The organism is Methanobacterium subterraneum (assembly GCF_002813695.1).
Taxonomy (GTDB): Archaea; Methanobacteriota; Methanobacteria; order Methanobacteriales; family Methanobacteriaceae; genus Methanobacterium; species Methanobacterium subterraneum.
In genome coordinates this window covers 425,360-438,579 of the sequence record NZ_CP017768.1, presented here as the reverse complement: position 1 = coordinate 438,579, position 13,220 = coordinate 425,360, and the positions used below count along the sequence as shown (strand labels likewise).

At 35.3% G+C, this 13,220-nt stretch carries 4 protein-coding genes and 1 CRISPR repeat array; all 4 genes read right to left on the bottom strand.

Features of this window, described 5'->3' with window-relative positions:
- Nucleotides 1-16: 16 nt before the first annotated feature.
- Nucleotides 17-172 carry a hypothetical protein gene (locus tag BK009_RS12325; RefSeq protein WP_157809683.1) on the bottom strand — a complete coding sequence of 52 codons (156 nt, stop codon included), beginning with the start codon at nt 170-172 and terminating at the stop codon, nt 17-19.
- A 52-nt stretch (nt 173-224) separates the two neighbouring features.
- Nucleotides 225-869: a TetR/AcrR family transcriptional regulator gene (locus BK009_RS02125; protein ID WP_157809682.1), complete on the bottom strand. Its 645-nt coding sequence runs from the start codon at nt 867-869 to the stop codon at nt 225-227.
- 184 nt (nt 870-1,053) lie between these two features.
- A CRISPR array of direct repeats spans nt 1,054-11,470; the repeat unit is 30 nt; unit sequence GTTTCAATCCCAAAATGGTCTGATTTTAGT.
- A gap of 354 nt (nt 11,471-11,824) precedes the next feature.
- On the bottom strand, nt 11,825-12,088 hold the full coding sequence (gene cas2, locus BK009_RS02120; protein WP_100908883.1) for a CRISPR-associated endonuclease Cas2: 264 nt from the start codon (nt 12,086-12,088) through the stop codon (nt 11,825-11,827).
- A 5-nt stretch (nt 12,089-12,093) separates the two neighbouring features.
- Nucleotides 12,094-13,059, bottom strand: a complete 966-nt coding sequence (cas1b, locus tag BK009_RS02115; protein WP_100908882.1) for a type I-B CRISPR-associated endonuclease Cas1b — start codon at nt 13,057-13,059, stop codon at nt 12,094-12,096.
- Nucleotides 13,060-13,220: the final 161 nt, after the last annotated feature.

Here is a 13,220-nt window from a genome sequence, read left to right as displayed (position 1 = left end):
TTTTAACCCCCCATACTTAAGTTAAATTTTCAGGTAATTTTCCTGGAAATTTGGAATTTGTTCCATTCTTCTGGTTGTTTATGCAGCCAGGGTCGGGTGCTAGGATATCATTGAAATAATTGTATGCTCGGGCCCTGCAACCGCCGCAGAGGTGTTCCAATCCTATCAACAATATCTGGTTCTTCCATCTCCGGCACCTGGATTGTTTTTTCGTTTATACTATTCTAAATTATTTTTTTTGAGCTTGATTTACCAAATCCATATTTCAAAAAGTCTATTAAATCATTAATATCTTCAAGAAGCTTTCCTTTCTCGTAATCTTCCCCCACATCGAACATTTCATCAAAATGAATGAATAGACATTTCATAATTTTCATGATAAAATCCTTAGGGAACCTGTTATTAAAATCTCCATCTTCTATTCCATGGGTTATCATTTTTACAAGCCATGTTTCTGCAGTATTTTCACGAGCACTGTTTACATACTGGAAGATTCTATGCATTTCATCATTTTCCTCTTCTTTTCTAAACATCGTGGCTAATTTCATGTATTTAGGGTATGTTATGCCGAATTCCATCCCAATTTGAGATTGTAACTTGAATTTTTCAAAAAAGTCTTTTCCTTCAAAATCTATGGCGCGTTCTTTAACACGTTTATTAATGTATTCCCATTCTTTTTCATAAGCTGTTTTAAGCAGGAAAATGTAAATTGCCTGTTTGTCCTGGAAGTGATAGTAAAAAGTACCTTTACTGATGCCTGCATTTTTGATGATTTTATTTAAAGAAGCATTTTCATAGCGATTGGTTGTAAATTCATCTAAAGCAGCCTCAATAAGTTCTTTCTTTCTTTTAAATGATTTTTCTTTCATTTTAATCCCCTTATGACTCATTATTCAAATGCCAAGTAGTATAGTTCCTGAACAATCTCCCCCTAATGTTTAATATTCACGATTTTAAGTGTATAGCAGTTATTATATATAAACCCAGTGGTCTAGACCATATGGCCTATAATTATGTGAAGATATTCCAAAGCTATTTCTTTTAACATAGTTTGTTTCAATCCCAAAATGGTCTGATTTTAGTTATCTAAATTTTCCGTAGCTAAATCACTGATAAAGGGTTTCAATCCCAAAATGGTCTGATTTTAGTAGAGGATAGTTTCGAGCTGTGATTTAACGTTTGCACGTTTCAATCCCAAAATGGTCTGATTTTAGTTTTTTACCAGTGTTAAGACCTGTCCAACATCCCAGAGTTTCAATCCCAAAATGGTCTGATTTTAGTATGTAGAATACTTTCCTTTCATCAGAGTCATAGCCAGGTTTCAATCCCAAAATGGTCTGATTTTAGTGGATTGACTATGATACCCTCGAAGACAACCTGGAACGTTTCAATCCCAAAATGGTCTGATTTTAGTACAGCAGATTCTTACTAACAGCCAACGAAACAACCCGTTTCAATCCCAAAATGGTCTGATTTTAGTTTCACAAAGAACTCTTTACCTTCCAAATTAGCTAGCGTTTCAATCCCAAAATGGTCTGATTTTAGTTTCAGCGCATAATGTATACCTCCGGACCTGTGACAAGTTTCAATCCCAAAATGGTCTGATTTTAGTTCATCAGGACTCCACAGAAAAGACCGACTCATATATGTTTCAATCCCAAAATGGTCTGATTTTAGTCTTCTTTGGCTTCGCCTAATGTTGTTGTTCCGTCTGTTTCAATCCCAAAATGGTCTGATTTTAGTCATGATAATCCACTACCATCAATGACGATAATTCTTGGTTTCAATCCCAAAATGGTCTGATTTTAGTTTAACCAATTAGATGCCTCCTTTAAATTTCAGATCTAGTTTCAATCCCAAAATGGTCTGATTTTAGTAAACACAGGGACAGAGCACCCTCTGGATGGTGATAGGGTTTCAATCCCAAAATGGTCTGATTTTAGTCCGGATGGCGTTACTTCAAAATGATATTGTGACTAAAGTTTCAATCCCAAAATGGTCTGATTTTAGTAACTGATGCTTATCTGAAGATTGAGGATGATATTGCCGTTTCAATCCCAAAATGGTCTGATTTTAGTTGAACAGTTCCCAGAACATTCACCCATCCATGAAGAGTTTCAATCCCAAAATGGTCTGATTTTAGTAACTGGATTCTTCCTGCTTCTGCCATGACTTCCAGGGTTTCAATCCCAAAATGGTCTGATTTTAGTAGACGAAGGAGAGGACAATTAAATACCTAATAAATGTGTTTCAATCCCAAAATGGTCTGATTTTAGTGTACTATCAACATCCCAACTATCCGTATGTACGGCGTTTCAATCCCAAAATGGTCTGATTTTAGTTATGCGGACCGGGACGGCCCCGGACATAATAACGGTGTTTCAATCCCAAAATGGTCTGATTTTAGTCTTTCATTTTGTATCACTTTAGAGTATTGAGTTGTTTGTTTCAATCCCAAAATGGTCTGATTTTAGTTGAAAACCCCACACACCCCCCAAGGTGGTGTATTTCAGTTTCAATCCCAAAATGGTCTGATTTTAGTAACACAACTGACACAGAACAAACACACAAAACACAAGTTTCAATCCCAAAATGGTCTGATTTTAGTGTGTTTCCTCGTGGTCCATCAAGATGATGGGTTGGGTTTCAATCCCAAAATGGTCTGATTTTAGTCTTATAATCCCTTACACAAATACACAAACTTTTAAGGGTTTCAATCCCAAAATGGTCTGATTTTAGTATTTTGGTTCCACTAGTAGATTTTTTAGAGTAATGAGTTTCAATCCCAAAATGGTCTGATTTTAGTCCCACAGTCTGACTAATATTATCAATCATAATCTGATGTTTCAATCCCAAAATGGTCTGATTTTAGTAACTGTTGTATTTTCTGCACGTACTGGTTCGGGTTCGTTTCAATCCCAAAATGGTCTGATTTTAGTGTAGAAAATATCATCAAGTTCTGCATAGCTAATGAAGTTTCAATCCCAAAATGGTCTGATTTTAGTAAGAAACAGCCCACTACCTTCCCCATGATAAGCAGGTTTCAATCCCAAAATGGTCTGATTTTAGTTTTGATTATGAACCAGAAGACAGGTCAACTCATGAAGTTTCAATCCCAAAATGGTCTGATTTTAGTTTCCACTTTCTTACTAAAGTAACATAACATTCATGAGTTTCAATCCCAAAATGGTCTGATTTTAGTGATCATTTTTTGAAAAGTTGAAGATCTTGATCCGAGGTTTCAATCCCAAAATGGTCTGATTTTAGTTGCTCCTGGTGATTGCCAACTTAATATCATCAAGTTCGTTTCAATCCCAAAATGGTCTGATTTTAGTGGTGTTGCCTATCAATTACGAAAACAAGGATTGAGTGTTTCAATCCCAAAATGGTCTGATTTTAGTACCTATCCAATGTTCACCGGTTCCAAGGATAACGAAGTTTCAATCCCAAAATGGTCTGATTTTAGTGCCTCTTCTTCTTTATCTTTACTAATCTCATGTAGTGTTTCAATCCCAAAATGGTCTGATTTTAGTTGCTTTAAATGAGAAGTCTACTTTACGTTTGCTTTTGTTTCAATCCCAAAATGGTCTGATTTTAGTAAAGTAGGATGTAAATCACCAACTGCAAACAAAGAAGTTTCAATCCCAAAATGGTCTGATTTTAGTCCATATAATACATAGCATGGCCTACCAGTTCCATCAAGTTTCAATCCCAAAATGGTCTGATTTTAGTCGCAATATCTTACCAGATTTACTATGAGGACCATGTGGTTTCAATCCCAAAATGGTCTGATTTTAGTTATTCCTACTCGGATTAACCTATCAGACCTTCATGACGTTTCAATCCCAAAATGGTCTGATTTTAGTATTGTCCCCATCGTTTTCATAGATCTGTGTAAGGTAGTTTCAATCCCAAAATGGTCTGATTTTAGTTTGAAGGCCGCATTAACCTCATAACATGGTTTATGGGGTTTCAATCCCAAAATGGTCTGATTTTAGTAACCGTAACCGATCCAGATACAGGGTATGTTGTATAGTTTCAATCCCAAAATGGTCTGATTTTAGTACCGATAAAGCAAAAGTCTTAAAACCAGATGACGTTGTTTCAATCCCAAAATGGTCTGATTTTAGTAACACTTTTTTATTTTTTTAGTATTCCTAGTATTTCGTTTCAATCCCAAAATGGTCTGATTTTAGTTTGTTAGGACCTTAGCAGGTGTAGAGGTGAGTAAAGGTTTCAATCCCAAAATGGTCTGATTTTAGTGGGAATAACTTTTAACAAACGTGACTTATAGGTTTTCGTTTCAATCCCAAAATGGTCTGATTTTAGTAAAAGGAAACATTGAAGCATTAAGCCCAATACATCAGTTTCAATCCCAAAATGGTCTGATTTTAGTTGGTACTCCTTTACCTTCTTCCACTGGATTATCATCGTTTCAATCCCAAAATGGTCTGATTTTAGTTTTGATAAACTTAAAAGTTCCGCATCATCATCATTGTTTCAATCCCAAAATGGTCTGATTTTAGTCCGGATGGCCTTATTACAAAATGATATTGTCACTAAAGTTTCAATCCCAAAATGGTCTGATTTTAGTGCAGACCTAAAGATGAAAAATAAGAGGTGATTAAGAGTTTCAATCCCAAAATGGTCTGATTTTAGTGTTTTATTTGTCCCATTTAATCACCATGTATATTTAGTTTCAATCCCAAAATGGTCTGATTTTAGTATCAGTTACATAGATTATAATCAGATAATAAGCGAAGTTTCAATCCCAAAATGGTCTGATTTTAGTAGTTCAAAATATGGTGTAACGGTTGAAAAAACGTAGTTTCAATCCCAAAATGGTCTGATTTTAGTTTTGCTTCGTCGTCACAATATTTTCTCCCTTGAAGTGTTTCAATCCCAAAATGGTCTGATTTTAGTATAGTTACGCATCCCATCAGGGCTTAAATCAGCCAAGTTTCAATCCCAAAATGGTCTGATTTTAGTCCGTCTAGCTGCAGCCATAGAAGCTGACAGTTCTTTGTTTCAATCCCAAAATGGTCTGATTTTAGTCAATACTAGCAGACCCATCACTGGTAGAGCCAATCAGTTTCAATCCCAAAATGGTCTGATTTTAGTAAGCATCTTTAAATCGTTCTTCCATGCCTTGTTCTTGTTTCAATCCCAAAATGGTCTGATTTTAGTTTTCTCACCTCAAAAAGAGTTTGGGGTTTATCCCCAGTTTCAATCCCAAAATGGTCTGATTTTAGTACTTGTTCCTTTTATCTCCCAACGTTATTATTATGTGTTTCAATCCCAAAATGGTCTGATTTTAGTGTTGTACTGCTAATAAATATTTTGAAATAGCGTCCTCTGTTTCAATCCCAAAATGGTCTGATTTTAGTAAATATGCCATATCTTGAGTTTCCCCAAAATATTCTGTTTCAATCCCAAAATGGTCTGATTTTAGTTTTAACAAACCATTATATGATACTTATGGGGTAGTCAGTTTCAATCCCAAAATGGTCTGATTTTAGTTAGTTTGAGTCCAACTGATGTTAATAGTTCTAGTTTGTTTCAATCCCAAAATGGTCTGATTTTAGTTCCTCGGTCTGTCATTATAGGTGTCAGTATATACGTGTTTCAATCCCAAAATGGTCTGATTTTAGTAAGTATCTAACTCTGCTTGATGGTAGTTTTGATGTTCGTTTCAATCCCAAAATGGTCTGATTTTAGTAGAAGAAATAACTAAACATAGTATTCCCTGTAAATAGTTTCAATCCCAAAATGGTCTGATTTTAGTACATTACCCTCATTGACCGCCTGGTTGGTTCCACGAAGTTTCAATCCCAAAATGGTCTGATTTTAGTTCTCACGAAATTAAAAACTGTAGATGGATCTACATCGTTTCAATCCCAAAATGGTCTGATTTTAGTCTTTCTTGATGGTTTCAGATTTAGTTTTCATCTCCCGTTTCAATCCCAAAATGGTCTGATTTTAGTTCAAATTCGCAAGGAGCTTTTCTTCTAATATTACTGTTTCAATCCCAAAATGGTCTGATTTTAGTCAGCATGTGGCCTGGTGATACCGTACTCATAGCACTGTTTCAATCCCAAAATGGTCTGATTTTAGTCCAATACTCCTAGATGGGTATGTTCCCATCTACAGGTTTCAATCCCAAAATGGTCTGATTTTAGTGTTTTTTTATGAATTATACGGTTGCATGGTTTGTACGTTTCAATCCCAAAATGGTCTGATTTTAGTATGATCTTCCTGGAAGTAAAGGAAGTTTGTATAAGTAGTTTCAATCCCAAAATGGTCTGATTTTAGTGACATTTTTTGCTAATGAGATGGAAGATGAAGAAAGTTTCAATCCCAAAATGGTCTGATTTTAGTCCGGAGCTTTGGATAGATAGGGCCACGGCCTTTCTCAGTTTCAATCCCAAAATGGTCTGATTTTAGTATGGTGATGCGGATACTTATGAGGCCATGTATAAACGTTTCAATCCCAAAATGGTCTGATTTTAGTTGGCGGAGCTAGTGTTGATCCTGTCCCAACTTTCACTGTTTCAATCCCAAAATGGTCTGATTTTAGTACCGTCCATGTCACGCCTTCATATTTTGCATTGTTGTTTCAATCCCAAAATGGTCTGATTTTAGTATGGCCACAATACAAGAAGAAGAAGGCCCATTCTGGGTTTCAATCCCAAAATGGTCTGATTTTAGTATTATTTATTTAAACTCTTTTTTGAGGTGATATTAGGTTTCAATCCCAAAATGGTCTGATTTTAGTCCGCCCATAACACCGCTGCAGCGTGGGAAAATGCAAGTTTCAATCCCAAAATGGTCTGATTTTAGTTCAACATACTGTTCCTGTACTTCGACAGGTTCTCCAGTTTCAATCCCAAAATGGTCTGATTTTAGTGACCAATAATTATTAGCAGTGATTATTATATCCTGGCGTTTCAATCCCAAAATGGTCTGATTTTAGTTCGGTTGATGATTTCAAACAATGACATCATAAATAAGTTTCAATCCCAAAATGGTCTGATTTTAGTACCATTGATGAATATTGACAAAGATGGCCTTAGTATGTTTCAATCCCAAAATGGTCTGATTTTAGTCTCCTATTTCTTTTTAGGTTTCCGGGATTTTCTAACGTTTCAATCCCAAAATGGTCTGATTTTAGTCTTAAAATCAAAGAAAAATAAATTATATAAAAACAGTGTTTCAATCCCAAAATGGTCTGATTTTAGTCATTGATAATGAAATATCATTATGCTATGAGGATTTGTTTCAATCCCAAAATGGTCTGATTTTAGTCTGGACCGCCGGAGGACTATTTGCCCTTGGAGAAAGGTTTCAATCCCAAAATGGTCTGATTTTAGTGTCCCCACAGATGGAAGCAGTGACCGGTGCAATGTTGTTTCAATCCCAAAATGGTCTGATTTTAGTTTTGGTACTATTGTGTTCTTTTTTATTGAGTTTAATGTTTCAATCCCAAAATGGTCTGATTTTAGTCCATATCTAGTGGTGTATAGTTTTGGAGCGTAACCATGTTTCAATCCCAAAATGGTCTGATTTTAGTGATGTAACACTTACTCCAAAGGCTAGTTTAACCCCACGTTTCAATCCCAAAATGGTCTGATTTTAGTACGACCCCCTTCCATTATTTTAATAAAAGAAAGAAGTTTCAATCCCAAAATGGTCTGATTTTAGTGTGGTTGGCTTAGCTGGAGGGTTTGTTTTACTAGTGTTTCAATCCCAAAATGGTCTGATTTTAGTAAACCCCACGGGGACTTAGTTTAAAACGTGTAGAACGGTTTCAATCCCAAAATGGTCTGATTTTAGTTTCTTGTAATTCTTCTAATAGTTCATTCGCCAGGTCGTTTCAATCCCAAAATGGTCTGATTTTAGTTGAATAAATTAAAAACAATAAGCAAAGTATTTATTTGTTTCAATCCCAAAATGGTCTGATTTTAGTCAGGGAAGGATTACAACCTCTATGCTTGTTATGACGAGTTTCAATCCCAAAATGGTCTGATTTTAGTCCCATATTTCCACTGTCACATAAGGGTCCTCTGTAGTTTCAATCCCAAAATGGTCTGATTTTAGTCCTCCTGCCATCCTCGTGTAACTAATGTCAGTATAGTTTCAATCCCAAAATGGTCTGATTTTAGTGATAAATAATAGTTGTTACTGTTAGGGGGTTGTAGTGTTTCAATCCCAAAATGGTCTGATTTTAGTCCACAAAAATCTATTTCGTTCTGGCTTAGTTTCAACAGTTTCAATCCCAAAATGGTCTGATTTTAGTTTGATTGTCCGTTAAAATGTTGTAAGGCATTAAATTAGTTTCAATCCCAAAATGGTCTGATTTTAGTGAGGATAAGGGAAGTTTTTCAATCAGAGTAATGAGGGTTTCAATCCCAAAATGGTCTGATTTTAGTTTGTTTGTGATTATGTTTTCGAGGTATGCATGTATGGTTTCAATCCCAAAATGGTCTGATTTTAGTATCAAAATACAAAAAGTTAAGGGGGCCTGGTTATCCGTTTCAATCCCAAAATGGTCTGATTTTAGTGCTATTGATTACAACAACAATTTTAATCTTTTTTAGGTTTCAATCCCAAAATGGTCTGATTTTAGTGCAGGAGGCATAAGCGAATGAGTATGGCTAAGCGTGTTTCAATCCCAAAATGGTCTGATTTTAGTTGTGATTTTCATCCATCCTAATTCTTCACCATACATGTTTCAATCCCAAAATGGTCTGATTTTAGTTAACCACTGTCCCAGTAGATGCAGCCGGTAAAGTCCGTTTCAATCCCAAAATGGTCTGATTTTAGTTATCATCAACACAATATAATATATTGGTGATATTGAAGTTTCAATCCCAAAATGGTCTGATTTTAGTGCTTATCGTGTCAGCACACCCTATTCATCAGTGTAGTTTCAATCCCAAAATGGTCTGATTTTAGTCTCCATTAAAAATTGATTAAATTTATTCTACTACGATGTTTCAATCCCAAAATGGTCTGATTTTAGTTAAAATCAGCTTTCAAATTAAACTTCATTGAACCATGTTTCAATCCCAAAATGGTCTGATTTTAGTATAATACAGTATTTGATGCTGCGGGTATGATGAAGTAGTTTCAATCCCAAAATGGTCTGATTTTAGTATCAGCGGTGGTGGTTGCCATGTTGCAGCAGAGATAGTTTCAATCCCAAAATGGTCTGATTTTAGTTATCATCCTTCCGTTTTTTCCATTACCCCTATACAGGTTTCAATCCCAAAATGGTCTGATTTTAGTCTTTAACTTAATGATAGGGAATTACACTGTTTTCAGGTTTCAATCCCAAAATGGTCTGATTTTAGTATTGCTACGGTTGCACTGTCGTCATCACCATCAGCGGTTTCAATCCCAAAATGGTCTGATTTTAGTTTAGAAACCTATTAGCCCCCTAACGATAACTGAAAAGTTTCAATCCCAAAATGGTCTGATTTTAGTATTATCTGCATTTAAGGTAATGTCCTAGGTATGTGACGTTTCAATCCCAAAATGGTCTGATTTTAGTAGATTACACTAATGTTGTTATGAGTGGTTGTTTGTAGTTTCAATCCCAAAATGGTCTGATTTTAGTACAGCAATTCAGACAGTAACTACATTTAAAGAGGTAGTTTCAATCCCAAAATGGTCTGATTTTAGTTACAAGACTTTCATTTATTAGTTCACTTGTACCATTGTTTCAATCCCAAAATGGTCTGATTTTAGTGTTACCCATACGTGACCGCCACATTTGAAGGTTCCAGTTTCAATCCCAAAATGGTCTGATTTTAGTCCCTCCACTTTTTAATCATCCAATTTCCTTAATCTGTTTCAATCCCAAAATGGTCTGATTTTAGTTGGGGCATAGTTCCATTGCTAACCGGCAGTTGTTGAGTTTCAATCCCAAAATGGTCTGATTTTAGTCATAATTTCAGTTAAAACTGCAAATATCACAATAAAGTTTCAATCCCAAAATGGTCTGATTTTAGTGCAACACTAATTAAAACAGATGTAACAGCCCCAACGTTTCAATCCCAAAATGGTCTGATTTTAGTGTGCAATATTTGCACTAGTTGCATTTTCTGCAACAGTGTTTCAATCCCAAAATGGTCTGATTTTAGTCCAAAAATCCTCTTCTGAATCATACCTTTTAATTGTGGTTTCAATCCCAAAATGGTCTGATTTTAGTTATTATACGCACCGAAATAAAAGGTTTCCAGTGCAAGTTTCAATCCCAAAATGGTCTGATTTTAGTTCACTGAAACTATATCCAAGGGCACTGAAAACCATCGTTTCAATCCCAAAATGGTCTGATTTTAGTTTCCACTCTATGCATTGCACTTTGTGAATAGCCACGTTTCAATCCCAAAATGGTCTGATTTTAGTTTTAAATGTCTTAGTTAGTGTAAGGTGATTTTTGTTAGTTTCAATCCCAAAATGGTCTGATTTTAGTTTATTCTACTACTATACTACTATACTACTACTGAAAGTTTCAATCCCAAAATGGTCTGATTTTAGTTTCAACATCATACTGGTTTTCTGTGAGAATATTATAGTTTCAATCCCAAAATGGTCTGATTTTAGTTGGCCCTGGCAGTGGTCTTGATGCAGACAAGTTAGAGTTTCAATCCCAAAATGGTCTGATTTTAGTAACCTTAAATTTGAAAACGGATGGTATGTATGTAGTGTTTCAATCCCAAAATGGTCTGATTTTAGTAGTGATCGAGGTACAATCCGGATCCCACACATCATCGTTTCAATCCCAAAATGGTCTGATTTTAGTACAAAGACTTCAAAACATCCCATAAATTAAACATTAGTTTCAATCCCAAAATGGTCTGATTTTAGTCGCAGCTGCATTTGTAGAGGTATTGTTCCATATTTTCGTTTCAATCCCAAAATGGTCTGATTTTAGTATAATTATATTCTCCATAATGTCCTGTGAAAATATTGTTTCAATCCCAAAATGGTCTGATTTTAGTAAGGTGCACCTGGATATAATTGATCGTGTCAAAGGGGTTTCAATCCCAAAATGGTCTGATTTTAGTGTCTGTCATTTCCGCCTGACTGTAATTTGTCACAGTGGTTTCAATCCCAAAATGGTCTGATTTTAGTGGTGGTTAGATGGTAAATATTTCAGTCTTGGGGACAGTTTCAATCCCAAAATGGTCTGATTTTAGTCCTTTGAGCCAGGGGAGATCATCAATGGCAGATATAGTTTCAATCCCAAAATGGTCTGATTTTAGTCAATATTAAAGGTCGATAAAACTCCGAAGTGGCCAGGTTTCAATCCCAAAATGGTCTGATTTTAGTATCAGGGCTGACAAATATAATTCAAATCTTCTATGAGTTTCAATCCCAAAATGGTCTGATTTTAGTTGGTAACACCCAGGCTCCTTGCATACTCAGTGGCCCCGTTTCAATCCCAAAATGGTCTGATTTTAGTAGGGTCGAAATTTGCCCTATTCTACCCAATATTTAATATTATCTCCCCGATTGTATACATATATTTGTCGTTCCCAGATTAGTCAATTCTTTTATATGGGAAGACGAGGTTAAAATTAAAGATTTTTCATGAAATTATTCAGCATCCACACTCATAATTAACATTCAACACTTTTAGGTGAGCTATGACTCAAAAAAACAACAACAAAATGAATAATTATTGATCAGAGAATAAAATAAAATTAAGTTATTTTAAAGGTTCACTTGAAACTCATTCAAAAACGACCCCTAATCAGGAGGTATCATGTTTTTTAAAAAGAGATGAAGGAAGTTAAAGGTTAAAAAGAATATTTGATCATAGTATCCCATCAATAGGCGCCTTCTCAATCCCCATCACATCTCTTTTCATTGCTTTTTCTGTTCTTAGGGTGTAAATTATTATTGAATCCTCATTTTTATTCATAATCTCTTTTAAATTCTTTTTTATATCTACTAATTCACTGGGGGTAACTTCCCCTTCAAATACTGAGTTCTGAATCCAGTTGAGCTGTGTGCGGAGATATCCTTTGACTTTATTCACTCTTTCCACCTTGATATCATAAACAATGATTACATACATATAGTTCACCACCATATCACAAATGGATTGTACTCCTTAGAGCCCAACAAATGTTTTATGAGTTTATACGCCTCTAAACGTATTAATCGTCGATAAGAAACTTTACGGTTAAGTTCTCGATGTTTTATGGTCTTTTTGAGGCGTTCATCATATTCTTTAAGGAATATTTTGCGACCTTGGTCATTTAAGAGACAGTAATTTATGTCCCTCTCAAAATCTTCCTCTTTAAGCATTCTTTTGTTAACCAGGTAAAAGATAAGCCGATCTACCAATATAGGTTTAAATATTTCACTCAAGTCCAGTGCAAGGGAGTAACGACGTTCAAATGGTTCATGCAGGTAAGAAATAGTTGGATTGAGTTGAGTATGGTAAATTTCACTTAACACCGTCGAGTAAAGAAGAGAGTTTCCGAAACTAATAAGGGCATTTATCATATTTTCTGGTGGTCGACGACTGCGACCTTCCATTTTAAAGCCATCTGGTAATATTTCATCCATGTGGGTGTAATAAGCTGAACGCATCCTACCTTCCACATTCATTACTTCGGTGATGACATCACAATCACTGAGATCCTCCATTGTGTTTCCAATAGTATTTTCTATTTTGTAATATGATAGTACTTTTCCCATATTCTGCCCTGCACCTTCCACGAACTTTTTAGCAACGATCATCCGTTTGTCATGGTCAAGGTAGTGTTCGGCCTGTTTAATCAGAAGATCTCCAGAGAGAAGAGTTTCCCGGGGATAAAAACTACCATCATAAAACCCATAATAGTTGAAAAAGTGGATGGGTATACCTTCCTTGGCCAGTAAGTGAACTACCTGGGAAGAAAAGGTTAAAGATCCATAGGCATAGATGGAATATATTTTATTTATAGGTAAAGGTTTCTTACCCTGTTTGTTTACAAAATAAACTGTGTTTTCCTTTCGTTTTAGAATTCCGTCTGACATTACATAGTAATTTCTTTTCATTTTCTCACCATAAAACTGAATTCCTACCATTGATAATAATTGAGTTACAGAGCTTAGGTTATTTATTGGTACTTCATTACTGTAAAAATAACTAGCACGCTTTTAACCTGCTATTCCTTGCAAAATCAATCATCGAGTAGATCAGAATCTATTATTCCTCA

Coding starts and splice junctions, on each gene's coding strand:
- BK009_RS02125 (WP_157809682.1), bottom strand. CDS start 869: ATGAAAGAAAAATCATTTAAAAGAAAGAAAGAACTTATTGAGGCTGCT.
- cas1b (WP_100908882.1), bottom strand. CDS start 13,059: ATGAAAAGAAATTACTATGTAATGTCAGACGGAATTCTAAAACGAAAG.
- cas2 (WP_100908883.1), bottom strand. CDS start 12,088: ATGTATGTAATCATTGTTTATGATATCAAGGTGGAAAGAGTGAATAAA.